This is a genomic window from Stenotrophomonas sp. YIM B06876 (genome assembly GCF_030711595.1).
Lineage (GTDB): Bacteria > Pseudomonadota > Gammaproteobacteria > Xanthomonadales > Xanthomonadaceae > Stenotrophomonas.
In genome coordinates this window covers 7,897-25,156 of record NZ_JAUJUJ010000022.1, presented here as the reverse complement: position 1 = coordinate 25,156, position 17,260 = coordinate 7,897, and the positions used below count along the sequence as shown (strand labels likewise).

At 68.2% G+C, this 17,260-nt stretch carries 11 protein-coding genes and 1 tRNA gene; 5 read left to right on the top strand and 7 right to left on the bottom strand.

All coding sequences use genetic code 11. The features are described from left to right. The first annotated feature begins 376 nt into the window (after positions 1 to 376). Entirely contained in the window at positions 377 to 2,062 is a 1,686-nt protein-coding gene (gene asnB / locus QZH66_RS10070; RefSeq protein WP_305805808.1) for an asparagine synthase B, read from the top strand. Between the two features lie 122 nt (positions 2,063 to 2,184). Here the strand turns inward: asnB and QZH66_RS10065 are convergent, their stop codons facing one another. Further along, the gene (locus tag QZH66_RS10065) at positions 2,185 to 4,632 is read right to left on the bottom strand and encodes a penicillin acylase family protein (protein WP_305805807.1); all 2,448 of its coding nucleotides are present in this window, start codon (positions 4,630 to 4,632) and stop codon (positions 2,185 to 2,187) included. A gap of 149 nt (positions 4,633 to 4,781) precedes the next feature. Here QZH66_RS10065 and QZH66_RS10060 point away from each other — a divergent pair, with 149 nt between their 5' ends. Beyond that, positions 4,782 to 5,270 carry a bacterioferritin gene (locus QZH66_RS10060; RefSeq protein WP_305805806.1) on the top strand — a complete coding sequence of 163 codons (489 nt, stop codon included), beginning with the start codon at positions 4,782 to 4,784 and terminating at the stop codon, positions 5,268 to 5,270. A 53-nt stretch (positions 5,271 to 5,323) separates the two neighbouring features. Here the strand turns inward: QZH66_RS10060 and QZH66_RS10055 are convergent, their stop codons facing one another. The 5 genes from QZH66_RS10055 to parC form a co-directional block, all read right to left on the bottom strand. Further along, entirely contained in the window at positions 5,324 to 6,637 is a 1,314-nt protein-coding gene (locus QZH66_RS10055) for a nitrate/sulfonate/bicarbonate ABC transporter ATP-binding protein (RefSeq protein ID WP_305805805.1), read from the bottom strand. Between the two features lie 16 nt (positions 6,638 to 6,653). Beyond that, positions 6,654 to 8,402: an ABC transporter permease subunit gene (locus tag QZH66_RS10050; RefSeq protein WP_305805804.1), complete on the bottom strand. Its 1,749-nt coding sequence runs from the start codon at positions 8,400 to 8,402 to the stop codon at positions 6,654 to 6,656. Between the two features lie 302 nt (positions 8,403 to 8,704). Next, positions 8,705 to 9,394 carry a hypothetical protein gene (locus QZH66_RS10045; protein WP_305805803.1) on the bottom strand — a complete coding sequence of 230 codons (690 nt, stop codon included), beginning with the start codon at positions 9,392 to 9,394 and terminating at the stop codon, positions 8,705 to 8,707. 146 nt (positions 9,395 to 9,540) lie between these two features. Continuing rightward, complete coding sequence (locus QZH66_RS10040) at positions 9,541 to 10,206, bottom strand: thiopurine S-methyltransferase (RefSeq protein WP_305805802.1); 666 nt, start codon at positions 10,204 to 10,206, stop codon at positions 9,541 to 9,543. A gap of 127 nt (positions 10,207 to 10,333) precedes the next feature. Next, positions 10,334 to 12,580 carry a DNA topoisomerase IV subunit A gene (parC, locus tag QZH66_RS10035; RefSeq protein WP_305805801.1) on the bottom strand — a complete coding sequence of 749 codons (2,247 nt, stop codon included), beginning with the start codon at positions 12,578 to 12,580 and terminating at the stop codon, positions 10,334 to 10,336. Positions 12,581 to 12,805: 225 nt separating this feature from the next. On the opposite strand from parC, the gene QZH66_RS10030 reads away from it, so the two are divergent. From QZH66_RS10030 to QZH66_RS10020, 3 genes are read left to right on the top strand one after another with little or no spacing between them, the layout of a single operon-like run. Further along, positions 12,806 to 14,299 carry an efflux transporter outer membrane subunit gene (locus QZH66_RS10030; protein WP_305805800.1) on the top strand — a complete coding sequence of 498 codons (1,494 nt, stop codon included), beginning with the start codon at positions 12,806 to 12,808 and terminating at the stop codon, positions 14,297 to 14,299. Next, positions 14,296 to 15,477, top strand: a complete 1,182-nt coding sequence (locus tag QZH66_RS10025; RefSeq protein ID WP_305805799.1) for a biotin/lipoyl-binding protein — start codon at positions 14,296 to 14,298, stop codon at positions 15,475 to 15,477. Before QZH66_RS10030 ends, QZH66_RS10025 begins: the two co-directional genes overlap by 4 nt. A gap of 7 nt (positions 15,478 to 15,484) precedes the next feature. Next, complete coding sequence (locus tag QZH66_RS10020) at positions 15,485 to 17,062, top strand: DHA2 family efflux MFS transporter permease subunit (RefSeq protein ID WP_305805798.1); 1,578 nt, start codon at positions 15,485 to 15,487, stop codon at positions 17,060 to 17,062. 103 nt (positions 17,063 to 17,165) lie between these two features. Here the strand turns inward: QZH66_RS10020 and QZH66_RS10015 are convergent. Beyond that, positions 17,166 to 17,252 (bottom strand) — tRNA-Leu (locus tag QZH66_RS10015). Positions 17,253 to 17,260 lie beyond the last annotated feature (8 nt).

Genomic DNA, 17,260 nt, shown 5'->3' with positions numbered 1-17,260 from the left:
TCGATGCCCGGGCTCGTGGGCATCGGCGATCGGCGGCGCGGCCTGCGCAACGCGGGCGCGGCAGACCCGGGCAGCGGCTGACCGTTGCCACTGCAACCGTTGCGCGTGGCCGGCAGGCGGGGTAGTTTCGGAGCCATGTCGTTGTTCCTCGCCCCCGCTGCCGGCAATAGCAACCGCAATAATCTGCGCGCGAACAATCGTGCGCGACGACTGCGGGGCTGCGACCAGGCGAAGTAACAGGCAAACAACGCCGGAATCCAGAAAACCCGCATCCACCGATGCGGGTTTTTGTTTTCTGGCGGTACCACCGCCGGTCCCGACTGGCCGCGGCTATCCCCGCTTGCCGTGTTCCTCCCTACCCACCAGGAGCTTCCCCATGTGTTCCATCTTCGGCATTTTCGGTCTGCAACCGGGCGATGATCTGCCGGCGCTGCGCCGGCAGGCGCTTGAACAGTCGCAGCGCCAGCGCCATCGCGGTCCGGACTGGAGCGGGGTGTATGTCGACGCGGGCGCCATCCTGGTGCACGAGCGCCTGGCCATCGTCGATCCGGCCGGCGGTTCGCAGCCGTTGCTGTCCGCCGATGGCCAGCTGGCGCTGGCGGTCAACGGTGAGATCTACAACCACGCCGCACTGAAGCAGGAGCTGGCCCGGCCCTACGCCTTCCAGACCGGTTCGGACTGCGAGGTGATCAACGCGCTGTACCGCGAGGACGGACCGGCGTCGTTCCTCAACCGGCTCAACGGCATTTTCGCCTTCGCGTTGTGGGACAGGGCCCAGGGCCGGGTGATCATCGCGCGCGATCCGATCGGGGTGGTGCCGTTGTACTGGGGCCATGACAAGCAGGGGCGGCTGTGCGTGGCCTCGGAAATGAAATCACTGGCCGACACCTGCGCCGACGTGGCGCAGTTTCCGCCCGGGCACTGGTATGACAGCAGCACCGATACGCTGGCGAAATACTACGAGCGGCCGTGGCGTGACTACGACGCGGTGCAGGGCGTGGAGGTCGCGCGTGATGAGCTGCGCCAGGCCTTCGAGGCCGCGGTGCACCGCCAGCTGATGACCGACGTGCCCTACGGCGTGCTGCTGTCCGGCGGGCTGGATTCCTCACTGGTCGCGGCCGTGGCCGCGCGCTATGCGCGCAACCGCATCGAGGACGGCGACCGGAGCGAAGCGTGGTGGCCGCGCCTGCACAGCTTCGCCATCGGCCTGAAGGGCTCGCCCGACCTGGCCGCGGCCGAAGTGGCGGCCAGGGCGCTGGGTACGGTGCACCACGGCTTCGAGTACACCTTCGAAGAGGGGCTGGACGCGCTGCCGGAAGTGATCCGCCACATCGAGACCTACGACGTCACCACCGTCCGCGCCTCCACGCCGATGTTCCTGCTGGCGCGGCGGATCAAGGCGATGGGAGTGAAGATGGTGCTGTCCGGCGAAGGCAGCGACGAGATCTTCGGCGGCTACCTGTATTTCCACAAGGCACCGAACGCGCGCGAGTTCCATGAGGAGCTGGTACGCAAGCTCGACGCCCTCAACAACTACGACTGCCTGCGCGCCAACAAGTCGATGATGGCCTGGGGTGTGGAGCCGCGGGTGCCGTTCCTGGACCGGGAGTTCCTCGACGTGGCGATGCGCATGGATGCCACGCACAAGATGATCGACAAGGGGGCCGGGCGTATCGAGAAGGCGGTGCTGCGCGATGCGTTCGAGGGCTATCTGCCGCACGAGATCCTGTGGCGGCAGAAGGAGCAGTTCTCCGACGGCGTGGGCTATGGCTGGATCGACGGACTCAAGGCGCAGGCCGAGGCCCAGGTCAGCGACCGCGAGCTGGCCGCGGCCGACAAGCGTTTTCCGGTCAACCCGCCGCAGACCAAGGAGGCGTACTACTACCGTCACCTGTTCGAACAGTGCTATCCGACCCCGGCGGCGGCCGAGACCGTGCCGGGCGGCAAGTCGATCGCCTGTTCCTCGCCGGCGGCCATCGCCTGGGATGCGAGCTTCGCAAGCATGGCCGATCCGTCCGGACGCGCCGTGGCGGGGGTGCACGAGCAGGCGCTGGCGCTGTGACCGGTCGCGTGCGCGGCCGCGGGTGCAGGGAACGCGTCGGCGTACAGGCAGGGCGGGTTGCCCTGCGTGAGCGCGGCTCCAGCACCGGTCGCAAGGAGCCGCGGCCAGGGCGGGAACAGCGCTCAGTGGGCTGAAAACCGCAGCGTGTGTTCGGCCTTGCCGGGCAGGAACGGGCTGGGCTTTCCTTCCACCCAGTCCTGGTGGCCGGCGCCCCAGAACGGTGACAGCGGGTGCCCGCTCTGGCCACCCGGCATATGCACGATGCCGTCCTGCTCGTGCCCGGGCGAAACCACCATGCGCTGCGAGGCGCCGAAGGCGGGGCCCTGCACCCGCGGCATGTTGCCATCGCCGGGCAGGGCTTCGCGCGGCATGCACAGCCAGCGCTTGAACAGCTCCGGCAGGGCGCGCGTGACCGGATGACAGATGGCGGCGGTGTTGCGCTCGCCCCAGGTGCGCGCGGAAAGCTCCGGACCCTGGGCCTCCAGGTCGGCTTCCAGTTGGCGGGCGCTGGCGGCCAGCAGATCGTCCCAGCTGGCAAAGGGAGGCGGCAACAGGTGCGCCGGGCGTTCGCTGAGCAGCGGCCAGACGATGCTTTCCAGCTGGGCCAGCCTGGGCGCCAGGTACTGCGCGCCCAGCGTGCTGCGGGCCGGCGCCAGCAGCCCGGCTTCAAGAGTGTCCAGGGTGATGCCGCGGAAGCCGCGGGCCAGCCGGTAGCTCACCGAGGTTGTCGAAGCGTGGCCGTCCCAGTGCCGGCTGGCGGCCTCCAGCCGTTGCAGCGCGGGATCCGCGCTGTGCTCGACGGTCTGCCGCAGCAGTGTCCACCAGCGTTCCAGCAGCAGGGCGCGGTCGTCGAGCTGGATGGCCAGCAGGTCGGCCTCGCTGAAGCGTTCTTTGGCGAACAGCGCATCGCGGATCTGGCGCCCGCGCGCGCCGAGGTCGTAGCCGCCATCGCCGACGGTGGCGAGCGCGTCGCCATCGAGCACGCGGCCGTTGGCGGTCCATAGCCGGTGCTGTGGCGGATCGATCAGGCTGGGCGCGTGATCGGTGCGCAGGCCCCAGGCGTGGCAGGGCTCGTTGAAACCGGACACCGCGCTGCCCGCGCGGCGATGCGGGGACTCGGCACCAGGTGCCGGATGTTCCGCGGCGTTGGCGATGCCGCCGGAATGGCAGCTGCCGCGGCGATCCGGCCGCGCGCCGATGATGCGCCAGGCGATCCGGCCACGCTGGTCGGCAACCACCAGGTTCTGGGCGGGAATGCCGGAACGGTCGGCCACGGCCAGCGCCGCTTCCAGATCGGCCGCCTTGCCCATATCGGCGAAATCCAGCCGCACCGCGCCCGGCAGCTGCGCCGCCCAGCGCAAGGCGAGCAGGCTGCCATCGGCGTTTTCATGCAGGATCGGCCCCCACCCGTTCTCGCGGATGGTGAAGGTGACCGGCGCCGCGCCGGCGACGTGGATGGTTTCGGTGGACACGCGCAGATCCGCCGTCTGTCCGGCAGCCGGGGCCGCAACCTGGGCGAAATCGGCGGTGTCGATATAGCTGTTGGTGAAGCCCCAGGCGACGTGGCCGTTACTGCCGACGATCACCGCCGGCAGGCCGGGGAGGGTGAAGCCACTGACATCGACCTGGCCCTGCGGCGCGGTCGGGTCGCGGTAGCGCAGGCGCGCGCGGAACCAGATGCCGGGGGCGCGCAGGCCCAGGTGCATGTCGTCGGCGACGATGGCGCGACCGTCGGCGGTGAGCGCGCCGGACACGGCGAAATTGTTGCTGCCGGGAAAAGAGTCGGCCGCCAGCGGCGACCCGCCGCTGCCGGGCTCCCGGGCACCGGAGATGCCCGCAACATCCGGCCCGGTGAGCAGCGTGCGCAGGTCCAGCGCCTGCGCATCCGGCAGCGGCGCATTGCCACGCGGCGGGCCGAACAGCGGCGCATCCCATTCGCTGCCGTCGTGGCTGAGCAGGGCATACAGTGCTGGCGGCACCACCTCGCAGATGCGCGCCATCGCCAGTTCGTTGCGGTTGTCGGCATCCTGCAGATCGGCATACATGGCCAGCCCGGTCAGCACCGAGTCGTCCAGGTCCCACGGCCGCGGCTTCTGTCGCAGCAGCAGATAGGGCCAGGGCCGCACGCTCAGCGCAGCCAGCCCGGCGTTGACGCCATCGCGATAGGCTTCCAGCACGTGGCGTTTTTCGCCCAGCGCCAGGTCGAGGTGCTCGCGGGTGCGGGCCCGCAGGCGGTGGACCCGCATGCGCTGGTCCATCGGCACGGCAGCCGCGCCAAACAGCTCGGCCAGCTCGCCGGCGGCCGAGCGCCGCATCAGGTCCATTTCGAAGAAGCGTTCCTGCGCGTGGACGTAGCCCAGCGCCCGCGCCATATCGGCTTCGTTGCCGGCCTGCACGGTGACCACGCCGCGGGCGTCGCGCTGCACACTCACCGCAGCGCCCAGTCCGGGCAGGACGCTTGCGCCATCCAGTTGCGGCAGGCTGCCGCGCACCAGCAGCCAGATACCGGCAACGGCCAGGATCAGCAGCCCCTGCAACACCCACAGCGAACGCAGCAACCAACGCGGCATGAGCTTCTCCCCGAAGCGGTATCGCAGCGATTGTAATCAGCCTGGCGGCGGCACGGGCCGCAAGCGCGACTGCAACTGATTCCGATTAGAACGCGGCCCTGCCGGATCGGGCACCATGCACGCATCGGATTCACAAGGAGCCATCCCCCATGCAAGGCCATCCCGACGTCATCGAATGCCTGAAAGAACTGTTGCGCGGCGAGCTGGCGGCCCGCGACCAGTATTTCGTCCATTCCCGCCGCTACGAGGATCAGGGGCTGATGGCCCTGTACGAGCGCATCAGCCATGAAATGGAGGAAGAGACGCAGCATGCCGACGCCCTGCTGCGGCGCATCCTGTTCCTCGGTGGCAATCCGGACATGCGCCCGCACGGCTTCGAGCCGGGGATCACGGTGATGGAGATGCTGGAGAAGGACCTGCAGACCGAATATGCGGTGCGCGCCAATCTGGCCGCGGGTATGAAACTGTGCGAGCAGCATCAGGACTATGTCAGCCGCGACATCCTGCTGGCGCAGTTGAAGGACACCGAGGAGGACCACACCTGGTGGCTGGAACAGCAGTTGGGCCTGATCAAGCGCATCGGCCTGGCGCTGTACCAGACCAGCAAGATCGCCGGTGGCGGCGCTCCGGCGCATTGAGTCAGCGGGAAGGATGCGCGGTGTTGCCGCCGCGCATCGGCTGACGCGGTGGCTCAGCCGGGGTTTTCGAGGGTGAACAGGTCGGCGTGGTCGTCGTAGGCGAAGTATTCGGCGTAACGGGCCCAGCTGGTCACCGCCTTGAGCGTATCGGCGGCATGTTCTGCGGACATGTAGTCTTCGAGTTCGTCGCGGAAGCGCCGGGCTGGGGCGCGATGCGTCGGCCGCTCGTCAAGCACGCAGCGGATATGCGCGACCAGCGGCACATAGCTGGACAGATGCTGGGCGAACAGGCGTTTGCGCGCGTCGATATCGCCCACGGCAAAGTGGGTGCCCGCGGTGGTCAGGCGGATGTCGCCGCCTTCGATCTCGGCAAAGCGCAGCAGTTGCAATGCTTCGGCAATCGGGAACAGCTGGTTGATCTCCAGTTGCAGGCCTGCGGCCAGCACCGGCAGATCCGCGTCGCCGCGATAGGGTTCGGCGGCGATGGTTTCGATCAGGCCCGCCATCCGGTTTATCGACACGCGCGGCAGTTCCATGGCGATGCCGGTGCCCGCGAAGGCGCCCTCGTGCGGCGGTGTCCGGCCAGGCGCGGTCATGCGTGCGTAGATATCCTCGACCAGTGCCCGGAACGCCGGATCCAGGCGGTCGCGTGGCTGCGGCAGCGTGATCGGCAGCTCGCCGATCACCCGGCCGGGGTTGGAACCGAAGATGATGATGCGGTCGCACATCAGCACCGCTTCCTCGATGTTGTGGGTCACCATCAGGATCGACTCGATCGGCATGCGGCCTTCGGACCACAGGTCGAGCAGGTCGGTGCGCAGGGTTTCGGCGGTGAGTACATCCAGTGCGGAGAAGGGTTCATCCATCAGCAGCACCTCGGGGCGCACGACCAGCGCTCGGGCCAGTCCGACGCGCTGGCGCATGCCGCCGGACAGTTCCTTGGGGTAGGCGCTCTCGTAGCCATCCAGCCCGATCAGGTCGATCGCGGCCAAGGCCTGCTTGCGGCGCTCGTCCGGGGCGATGCCCTTCGCCTCCAGCCCGACTTCGACATTGCCCTGCACCGTAAGCCACGGAAACAGGGCGAAGCTCTGGAACACCATCGCGATGCCGTCGGGCGAGCCCTGCACGGGCACGCCGCGGAAGTCGATGCTGCCTGCGCTGGGCCGGATCAGTCCGGCGATGGCCCGCAGCAGCGTCGATTTGCCGCAGCCCGAGCGGCCCAGCAGGCCGACGATTTCATTGGCCTGCAAGCTCAGGTTGACGTTGTCGAGCACCAGCAGCGGCGCCGAGCCGGTTTTCTCATAGCTCTTGCGCACGCCGCGGACGGAGACCAGCGGGGCTGCAGCGGCAATGGTGGATGCGTTCATGGTCGGTGTTCCGGGGTCAGTCCAGGCGCATGCGGCGTTCGGCGAAGACGTAAAGCGGACGCCAGAGGACGCGGTTGAATACGGTGACGATGAGCGCCATGACCGCCACGCCCAGTACCACACGATGGAAATCGCCGGCGACCGTCGCCTTGGCGATATACGCACCCAGGCCATAGGCCTCGATGCGGGTGTTTCCCCATTGCGCCACTTCGGCAACGATGCTGGCATTCCAGGAGCCGCCCGAGGCGGTCAGCGCGCCGGTGATGTAGTAGGGGAAGATCCCCGGCAGGATCACCCGGCGCCACCAGGTCCAGGAGCGCAGCCGGTATACCGCGGCGGCCTCGCGCAGATCGGTTGGAAACGCGCTGGCGCCCGCGATGACATTGAACAGGATGTACCACTGGGTGCCGAGGATCATCAGCGGCGACAGCCAGAGGTTCGGGTTGGCCCGCGTCGCCACGATCGCGACGACCGCCACCGGGAACAGCACGTTGGCGGGGAACGCCGCCAGAAACTGCGCCAGCGGTTGAACCCTCTGCGCCACACCCGGGCGCAGGCCGATCCACACCCCGATCGGCACCCAGATGGCGCTGGCCGCGGCAATCAGCACCACCACCCGCAGCAGCGTGGCCAGGCCGCCACCGAAAGCGGCGTAAAGGTCGGCCAGGGCCAGGGTCTGGCGCGCATAGTCGAACGTGATCCAGGCGCCCCATGCGGCGATCGCCAGTACCGATGCCAGCCACAGGTGGTCGATCCACCGGGCGCGCGGCGCGTCGGCCATCGGTCGCGGCGCGCGCCGACCGAGCCGGACCAGCATCAAGCGCTGCCAGATCCACAGCAGCGGCACCAGCGTCCGCTTCATCAGGCGGGTGCGGCGGACCAGTCCGTACACCCACGAGCGCGGCTGATCCTGGGCAGCGGTCTGCTCGAAACGGAACTTGTCGGCCCAGGCCACGATGGGCCGGAACAGCAACTGGTCATACAGGACGATGACCAGCGCCATCGTCGCTACCGCCCAGCCGACGGCGGCAAAGTCCCTGCGGGTGATCGCCAGCGCCAGATAGGAGCCGATGCCGGGCAGTTCGACGGTCATGCTGCCGACAGTGATGGCTTCGGAGGCGACGACGAAGAACCAGCCGGCCGACATCGACATCATCATGTTCCAGACCAGTCCGGGGGTCGCAAACGGCGCTTCCAGCCGCCAGAAGCGCTGCCATGCGGAAAAGCCGAATCCCCGGCTGACTTCGTCCAGGTCGGCCGGCACGGTGCGCAGCGACTGGTAGAACGAGAACGCCATGTTCCAGGCCTGGCTGGTGAAGATCGCGAAGATCGACGCGCATTCGGCGCCGAGCTGGCGGCCCGGAAACAGCCCCATGAAGAATGTCACCGTGAACGCGAGAAACCCCAGCACCGGCACCGACTGCAGGATATCCAGCGCCGGCACGATCACCAGTTCGGCCCGCCGGCTCTTGGCGGCCAGCGTGGCCACCACGAAGGTGAAGAACAGCGAGGCCAGCATCGCGATCAACATGCGCAGGGTCGTGCGCAGCGCATATTCCGGCAGGCGCGCGGTATCCAGGGATACCGGATGGCTGGAAAGCATGGCCAGCGATCCCTGCATTTGGGCCGCGCCGTGGGCCATCAGCACGGCGGTGGCGAGCAGCAGACCGACGGCGGCCAGATCATAGGCATTGGGCCGGATCCGGGTCCGGGCCAAGGCGGCGGCCAGGTGGTGCTGGGTGCGGTCACGCGGCAGAAGAAACATGGCGGCCCTCGATACGGCGTTGGAAGATGCGCCGTCCTTGACGGCACCTGTTTCTGTTTGCCTGCCACATCGCCGCGCAGGGGGCGCACGCCATGGGTGCCGGCACTGTACCGCTTCATGCCCGGGCATTTGCGGCGGCCGGCGGTGGTGCAGTGCCCAGACCGGAGCACATTGCCGCCGGGACCGGGATCCGGCATTTGCGCCGTTCCGGCGACAGGGAGATCAGGCGGTCTCCCCTCACGGACGCTTTGACCCTGGTTCCGGTGCGTCTGATGGGGATGGCGGTGCTGCTGGCAGCCGGGTTACCTGGGAAAATCGAAGTTGAGCCCCAGTGTCAGCCACGAGCCGCCTTGCTGTCCGCGCTGGTGGCCGGCCAGAACGTCGAGGGAGGTCGCGTTCGACAAGGCATGGCGCAGGCCGAGCTGGGCGAGGGTGGGGCCGCGATGGACGGCATACATTTCGGCCAGCAACGTCCATGACGGGCCCAGGACCCATTCGGAGCCGATGCCGCCGGTCAGGGCCGCGGGCTGTGCCTCAGGCTTGCTCCAGCCGATATTGAGGTGCAGCACCGCCTTGCGATCGGGGTCCAGGGCGATGCTCAGCGGCAGATTGACCGACCCGTTCGTCCAGCGCCCGGCATTGCCATCCCAGCCCGCATTGACAGACAGGCCAAGCCCCCAGGGCTGCGTATCGAAATCGCGGAACAGGTGCTTGGCCGCCAGACTCCACAGGTTGCCGGTGCCGGCCTGCGTGTAGTGGCTGTAGCCGAGTCCGAACTCGATGCCGGCGGCATTGCAGGCGGGTACCGAGGTCAGCTCCTGCCCGGGCGAATGCGCGCGGATCCACGACTCGACCTGGCAGTGGCCATGCGCGGTGATGCTGGCATCGTCGACCAACAGACTCGCGCCGGCATGGGCCTGGAACACGCCCAGCGAAAACAGGCCCGCTCCCAGCAGCGCTGAGGAACGGCGGGTCGAGTGCTGCAACGACATTGCATCCCCTCCGGACGAAACGGACCTGCCCAAGGCCTCCCCGCGGGGGCTTGCACCCATCTTATTGGCGGGGACGAGGTGGAGCGGTGAATACCGGCTCCGTCAGGCAGGGAGGCCCATGCCCGGCGACTCCCTGCTGCTGTGGGTCAGGGCCTGCCGTTGCGCTGCAGGCGATACACCGCGGTGGCCAGGGCGCTCACGCCTTCGGCGCGGAAGCCCGGCTGCTGCTCGAGGATGTCGCGGCGTTCCAGCAGATGCGCCTGCCACGGTGCGGCGAACAGGCGCTCGACCTCCGGTTGTCCGACCGAGAACGGCGGACCCTGCTTTTCCTCCTGCGGATATTCCAGGGTGATCAGCACGCCGCGGCAGCCGTCGGGCAGGCGCGCGTACAACGTATCGCGATAGTGCTGGCGCAGCTCCGGTGGCAGGGCGATCAGCGCGGCGCGGTCGTAGACGCCGGCAATGTCGGCCAGCAGGTTGTCGTCCAGGGCGAAGGCATCGCCGCAGATGATCTCGATCGGACCGGCGCAGTAGTGTTCGCCGAACGGGCTCTGGTGACGCTGCGGGGTGATGCCAGCCTCGGCGAAGAACTGCTCCACGGCCAGTGGCGACAGTTCGACGCCGAGCACACGATGTCCCTGTGAGGCCAGCCAGTGCATGTCCAGGGTCTTGCCGCACAGCGGTACCAGCACACGGCTGCCGGTGGGCAGCTCCAGCGTGGACCAGTGTTTCTGCAGCAGCGGCATCACTTCATTGCGATGGAAGCCGATCTGGCCGTTGTGCCAGCGCTCCAGCCAGAAATCCGGTTGCATGTTTTGCCCCTTGCTCTTTGTCCAGCGTGGATTGTCGGAGATCGGGCTGCTGCTGGCGATCCGTGGGCAGCTACAAGCGGAAAGGCCGGGGCAGTGCCCCGGCCTTTCCTGTCAGTGCCATGGTGGATCAGACCTGAACATCCAGCCCTTCCACCTTCTGCCACCCGCGCGGCAACAGATGCCCGCGCGAAGCCCGCGTCCCGACATAGGTGTCCAGATCCTTGAACGACAGGTTCATGGTGCGCTGGCCACTGCGTACCAGCAGCGTATTGCCCGGGGATACCGCCACCACCGCGACCACGCGCTCGGTGGCGAGCTTGGCCTTGGGGATATCGATGATCTTGTTGCCCTTGCCCTTGTCCAGCTCGGGCAGGTCGGTGGCCGCAATCGCCAGCAGGTTGCCGGCACTGGTGACGGCGACAATGCGGTCCGTTTCCGGGTTGGCCACCACCGCCGGCTGCAGCACGCGCGAGCCGGGGGTGAGGTTGAGCATGGCCTTGCCGGCCTTGTTGCGGCCGGTCAGGTTCTCGAAGCGGGTGACAAAGCCATAGCCGTGCGAGGACGCCAGCACGAAGCGGGTGGTGTTCTCGCCGCTGGCCAGCACCTGGAACGACGCACCCGCGGCCGGGGAGAAGCGCCCCGTCAACGGTTCACCATTGCCGCGCGCCGAGGGCAGGGTATGCACCAGCGTGGAATAGGCGCGGCCTTCGGAATCGATGAAGGCCACCTGCTGCGTGCTGCGGCTGCGCACCGCGCCGAGCAGGCTGTCGCCATCGCGATAGGACAACCCGGCAGCGTCCACGTCGTGGCCCTTGGCCGCACGGATCCAGCCCTTTTCCGACAGCACCACGGTCATCGGCTCGCTCGGCACCAGTTCGGTTTCGTCGATGGCCTGGGCGGCGCCGCGCTGGACCAGGGGCGAGCGGCGGGCGTCGCCGAACTTGGCGGCATCGGCCAGCAGTTCTTCCTTGACCAGCCTCTTCAGTTTGGTCTTGCTTTCCAGCAGCGCCATCAGCTGTTCGCGCTCGAGGGCCAGCGCATCCTGCTCGCCACGTATTTTCATTTCCTCCAGCCGCGCCAGCTGCTTCAGCCGGGTGTCGAGGATGTAGTCGGCCTGCTCCCCGCTCAGCGCGAAGCGGGCGATCAACGCGGCCCGCGGCTCGTCCTCGGTGCGGATGATATGGATCACTTCATCCAGGTTGAGGAACGCCACCAGCAAACCGTCCAGCAGGTGCAGGCGACGCTCGACCTTCTGCAGGCGGTGGTTGAGGCGGCGGGTCACGGTGGCGTAGCGGAAGTGCAGCCACTCGGACAGCAGCATCTTCAGGTTCTTGACCTGCGGACGCCCGTCCAGCCCGATCACATTGAGGTTGACGCGGTAGCTGCGCTCCAGGTCGGTGGTGGCGAACAGGTGGCCCATCAGCTGTTCGGCATCGACGCGGTTGGAACGCGGAATCAGCACCACCCGCACCGGGGTGGCGTGATCGGATTCGTCGCGGATGTCTTCCAGCCAGGGCAGCTTCTTGGCCCGCATCTGCGCGGCGATCTGCTCGATCACCTTGGCCGGCGAAACCTGGTGCGGCAGGGCGTTGACGACGATGTTGTTGCCGTCCTTGTGGAACGTGGCGCGGGCGCGGACGCTGCCGAGGCCGGTTTCATACATGGCCCGCAGGTCCGCTGCCGGGGTGATGATCTCGGCGGTGGTGGGGTAGTCGGGGCCGCGCACGTGTTCGCACAGGTCGGCCACGCTGGCGTCGGGATCGTCGATCAGGCGGATCACCGCAGTGACGATCTCGTTGAGGTTGTGCGGCGGTACGTCGGTGGCCATGCCCACGGCGATGCCGGTGGTGCCGTTGAGCAGCAGGTGCGGCAGCCGCGCCGGCATCCAGGTCGGCTCTTCCAGGGTGCCGTCGAAATTCGGGGTCCAGTCGGCGGTGCCCTGACCCAGTTCGCCGAGCAGCACTTCGGCGATCGGGGTCAGCTTGGATTCGGTGTAGCGCATCGCGGCGAATGACTTCGGATCGTCGGGCGAGCCGAAGTTGCCCTGGCCCTCGATCAGCGGATAGCGATAGGAAAACGGCTGCGCCATCAGCACCAGGGCCTCGTAGCACGCGCTGTCGCCATGCGGATGGTATTTGCCGATCACATCGCCGACGGTGCGCGCCGACTTCTTGGGCTTGGCCGCGGCATTGAGACCGAGCTCACTCATCGCATAGATGATGCGGCGCTGCACCGGCTTGAGCCCGTCGCCGATGAACGGCAGGGCGCGGTCCAGCACCACGTACATGGAGTAGTCGAGATAGGCGCGTTCGGCGTACTCGCGCAGCGGTTGCTGTTCAAAGCCGTGGAACACGGGGCGTGCAAGATCGGTCATGCGTGGGTGCTACCTGTAAAGGGGAAGCGGCGATGTGGCCGTCGGCTTCTTAGTCGTTCGATTATCCGGATGCAGCCGGGGATGCCAAGCCGCGCGATGGATTGAATGCCCGCCCGGAAAGGGCCTCAGCGTAGCCGGGTGCGGTCCCGCCTGCTGCGACCCGGCCCCTTCCCGGGCCGGAGTTTTCCCACGGAGCGCACATTCCGGGGAGCAGAATGCCCAGCCATGACCTGTGCGACTTCCCCGGCTGATGGTGCGCGGCGGTGGCGTCCGCTGCTGGGGCTTGCGGTGCTGGCGCTGGCGGCCTGCGCCAGCAGCGGCGGGTTGCAGCCGCATGTCCGCATGTTCGCTGCCGACCGGCTGCAGGCCGGGCAGACTCTGGGCAATGCCGGGCTGAGCCGGCCCGGGTGGCCGGCCAGCGATTGGTGGCGCGCGCTGGGGGACCCGGCGCTGGATGTGCTGATCGCCGAAGGGTTGCAGCACAATCCCGGGCTGGAGGCCGCCGATGCGCGGCTGCGCCAGGCCCGGGCGCAGATTGGTGCGGCACGGGCCGAGCGCCTGCCGGGGCTGTCCGCGTCGGCCGGCTACAACCAGGTGCGCCTGCCGGCGTCAATGGTCGGCGAGGAGTTCGGTGGCCATTTCAGCGGCAGCCTCGATGCCTACCTCCATTTCAGTTACGGCGTGGACCTGTGGGGCGGCAAGCGTGCCGCCTGGGAAGCGGCGGTGGACAGCGGCCATGCCGCCGAGGTGGATGCCCGGGCCGCGCGTCTGGATCTGTCCGCGGCGATCGTCAGCGCCTACGCCCAGCTCGGCTACGCCTGGCAGCTGCAGGATGTGGCCGGCGAAGAATTGGCGCGGGCGCAGAAGACGCTGGACCTGACCCGGCAGCGGCGCCGGGCCGGGATCGACAGTGACCTGCAGGTGCGCCAGGCCGAGGCCCGCATCCCGGCTGCGCAACAGCAGCGGCAGGCGGCACGGCAGCAGATCGATGAGGCCCGTACCGCGCTTGCCGCGCTGCTCGGCCAGGGGCCGGATCGCGGCCTGCTGGTCGCGCGCCCGCGGGTACTGAGCCCGCTCGCCCTGCAGCTGCCCGGGGTGCTACCCAGCGATCTGCTGGGCCGGCGCCCGGATATCGTCGCCGCCCGGTGGCGGGTGGAAGCGGCCGCGCGGCAGATCCATGTGGCCAAGGCGCGGTTCTATCCCAGCCTCAACCTGACCGCCCTGGGTGGGGTGGTCTCCAGCGAAATCACCCGGCTGCTCAACAGCGGCTCGACCTTCGCCTTGCTCGGCCCGGCGCTGAGCCTGCCGATCTTCGACGGGGGCCGCCTGCGCGCCAACCTGGACCAGAGCGATGCGCAATACGACCTGGCGGTGGCCGGCTACAACCAGTCGCTGGTCGATGCGCTGCGCGAGGTGGCCGACCAGGTCAGCGCGGTGGGTTCGCTGGGCGCCCAGGCCCAGGCGCAGGCCCGGGCCGTGGCCACCGCCCAGGCCGCCCATGACCTGGCGCAGCTGCGTTACCGCGCCGGCGTCGGCAGCTACCTCGACGTGCTGGAAGTGGAAGCCCAGCTGCTGGAGGCGCGGCAGCGTCAGGTGGCATTGCAGTCGCAGCAGGTGCTGGCATCGGTGCGGCTGAGCCAGGCGTTGGGGGGCGGTTTTCCTGCCGCCCGCAGCGCGGCAACGGCCATTGCGTCCCCGTATCCGAGAGAGCGTCCATGAACCAGACTTCCGTTCCTGCTCCCGGCAAAACCACGCCTTCACGCCGCAGGCTGCTGCTGCGCGGGCTGCTGCTGATCGTGCTGGTGCTGCTGGTGCTGCTGGGGCTGTGGTACCTGCTCGACGGCCGCTGGTTTGAAAACACCGACGATGCGTACGTGCAGGGCAATCAGGTGCAGATCACGCCACTGGTCGCCGGTACGGTGGTGTCGGTCAATGCCGATGACGGCATGCGCGTGGCCCGCGGCCAACTGCTGGTGCAACTGGACCCGGCCGATACCGAGGTGGCCCTGCAGCAGGCCAGCGCCAACCTCGCCGCGGCGGTGCGCCAGGTGCGTGGGCTGTACCGCAGCGTCGAAGGCGCGCAGGCCGAGCTGTCGGCGCGCCAAGTCGCCTTGCAACGCGCCCGCGCCGACTTCGCCCGGCGCAAGGGGCTGGCCGCCAGCGGCGCGATCTCCCATGAGGAGCTGGCCCATGCCCGGGATGAACTGGCCGCCGCCGAGGCGGCCATGGCGGGTTCACGGCAAAGCTACGAGCGCAGCAGCGCACTGGTCGACGACACCGTGATTGCCACCCAGCCGGACGTGCAGGCCGCCGCCGCGCAGCTGCGCCGGGCCTATCTCGATCATGCGCGGGCCGGCATCGTCGCCCCGGTCAGCGGCTATGTCGCCCGCCGTTCGGTGCAGGTCGGCCAGCGCGTGCAACCGGGCACCGCGTTGATGGCGGTGGTGCCGATCGCGCAGATGTGGGTCGAGGCCAATTTCAAGGAAAACCAGTTGCGGCACATGCGCCTGGGCCAGGCCGTGGCGCTGCGCTCGGACCTGTACGGCGGCGATGTGGAGTACAGCGGCCGTATCGTCAGCCTGGGACTGGGCACCGGGTCGGCGTTCTCGCTGCTGCCGGCGCAGAACGCCAGCGGCAACTGGATCAAGATCGTGCAGCGGGTGCCGGTGCGCATTGCCATCGATGCCCGGCAACTGGCCGAGCATCCGTTGCGGATCGGGCTGTCGATGAAGGCCGAGGTGAACCTGCACGACCGCAGCGGCGCGGTGCTGCCGGCCGCAACCGCGCCCGGTCCGCTGTTCGAGACCGACGTCTACAGCAGCCAGTTGCAGCGCGCCGATGAGCTGATCCACCAGGTCATCCAGCGCAACCTGCCTTTGGCGGACAAGGCGGGCTGACGCCGCCATGGCCGCACAGGCTCCCGCTGCACCCGCAGGGCCGGGTGGCCCGGCGGCTCCGGACGCGGCCGCGGGCTTCCGGCCGCCCAATCTGGTGCTGTGCACCGCCGGGCTGGCGCTGGCCTCGTTCATGCAGGTGCTCGACACCGCGATCGCCAACGTGTCGCTGCCGGCCATTGCCGGCAATCTCGGCGCCAGTTCGCAGCAGGCCACCTGGGTCATCACCTCGTTTGCAGTCAGTACCGCGATCGCGTTGCCGCTGACCGGTTACCTCAGCCGCCGCTTCGGCGAAACCCGGTTGTTCGTCATGGCCACGCTGTCGTTCAGTGTGGCCTCGCTGCTGTGCGGCCTGGCCCAGAGCATGGGCATGCTGGTGGTCTCGCGCGCGCTGCAGGGCTTTGTCGCCGGCCCGATGTATCCGATCACCCAGAGCCTGCTGGTGTCGATCTACCCGCGCGCGAAACGCGGGCAGGCGTTGGCGCTGCTGTCGATGATCACGGTGGTCGCGCCGATCATCGGGCCGATCCTGGGCGGCTGGATCACCGACAGCTACAGCTGGGAATGGATTTTCCTGATCAATGTGCCGCTGGGGATATTCGCCGCGCTGGTGGTCGGCAACCAGCTGCACGGGCGCCCGGAGCAGATTGAAAAGCCGAAGATGGACTACGTCGGCCTGATCACCCTGGTCATCGGCGTCGGTGCGCTGCAGCTGGTGCTCGACCTGGGCAACGACGAGGACTGGTTCAACTCATCCACGATCATTGTGCTGGCCTGCACCGCGGTGGTGGCGCTGGCGGTGTTCCTGATCTGGGAGCTGACCGACAGGGATCCGATCGTGGACCTGCGGCTGTTCCGCCATCGCAATTTCCGCGCCGGCACCCTGGCGCTGGTGGTGGCGTACGCCGCGTTCTTCAGCGTGGCGCTGCTGATCCCGTTGTGGCTGCAACGCGATCTGGGCTACACCGCGGTCTGGGCGGGACTGGCGACCGCGCCGATTGGGCTGCTGCCGGTGCTCCTGACCCCGATCGTGGGCAAATACTCCTCGCGCTTCGACATGCGCATGCTCGCCACCGTCGCCTTCGTGTTCCTGTCGCTGACCAGCTTCCTGCGCGCGGACTTCACCTTGCAGGTGGATTTCATCCACGTCGCCGGGGTGCAGCTGATCATGGGCATCGGCGTGGCGCTGTTCTTCATGCCGGTGCTGCAGATCCTGCTGTCGGACCTGGATGGCATCGAGATCGCGGCCGGGTCCGGGCTGGCCACGTTCCTGCGCACCTTGGGCGGCAGCTTCGCGGTCTCGTTGACCACCTGGCTGTGGGCACGCCGCACCGTGGTGCATCACGCACAACTCACCGAACACATCTCCGCCTACACGCCGGGGATGCAGGCCCAGGTAAGCGCGATGGGGCAGGGCGACCTGCCGCGTGGCGCCGCGCTGCTCAGCGGCATGATCGACCAGCAGGCATCGCAGATGGGGTTCAACGACATCTTCTATCTGCTGGGCTGGGTGTTCCTGGCGATCATCGCCTTCCTGTGGCTGGCCAGACCGCCATTCGGCGCCAAGGCATCGCCAGGCGGGCACTGAGCAGTACGGTAATGGCAGCCCCGGCTGCGGTCTGGCGCGGACGCACCTGCGGCAATCGGCGGAAACGAAAAAACCCGCTTTCGCGGGTTTTTTCTGTGAGTCGTGGTGCCCAGGAGAGGACTCGAACCTCCACGAAGTTGCCCCCGCTAGCACCTGAAGCTAGTGCGTCTACCAATTCCGCCACCTGGGCGACTCAGG

What these genes read in the sequence shown, in the direction of transcription:
- QZH66_RS10060 (WP_305805806.1), top strand. Translation starts at nt 4,782, where the DNA reads ATGCAAGGCCATCCCGACGTCATCGAATGCCTGAAAGAACTGTTGCGC.
- QZH66_RS10065 (WP_305805807.1), bottom strand. Translation starts at nt 4,632, where the DNA reads ATGCCGCGTTGGTTGCTGCGTTCGCTGTGGGTGTTGCAGGGGCTGCTG.
- asnB (WP_305805808.1), top strand. Translation starts at nt 377, where the DNA reads ATGTGTTCCATCTTCGGCATTTTCGGTCTGCAACCGGGCGATGATCTG.
- QZH66_RS10040 (WP_305805802.1), bottom strand. Translation starts at nt 10,206, where the DNA reads ATGCAACCGGATTTCTGGCTGGAGCGCTGGCACAACGGCCAGATCGGC.
- QZH66_RS10055 (WP_305805805.1), bottom strand. Translation starts at nt 6,637, where the DNA reads ATGAACGCATCCACCATTGCCGCTGCAGCCCCGCTGGTCTCCGTCCGC.
- QZH66_RS10050 (WP_305805804.1), bottom strand. Translation starts at nt 8,402, where the DNA reads ATGTTTCTTCTGCCGCGTGACCGCACCCAGCACCACCTGGCCGCCGCC.
- parC (WP_305805801.1), bottom strand. Translation starts at nt 12,580, where the DNA reads ATGACCGATCTTGCACGCCCCGTGTTCCACGGCTTTGAACAGCAACCG.
- QZH66_RS10020 (WP_305805798.1), top strand. Translation starts at nt 15,485, where the DNA reads ATGGCCGCACAGGCTCCCGCTGCACCCGCAGGGCCGGGTGGCCCGGCG.
- QZH66_RS10045 (WP_305805803.1), bottom strand. Translation starts at nt 9,394, where the DNA reads ATGTCGTTGCAGCACTCGACCCGCCGTTCCTCAGCGCTGCTGGGAGCG.
- QZH66_RS10030 (WP_305805800.1), top strand. Translation starts at nt 12,806, where the DNA reads ATGACCTGTGCGACTTCCCCGGCTGATGGTGCGCGGCGGTGGCGTCCG.
- QZH66_RS10025 (WP_305805799.1), top strand. Translation starts at nt 14,296, where the DNA reads ATGAACCAGACTTCCGTTCCTGCTCCCGGCAAAACCACGCCTTCACGC.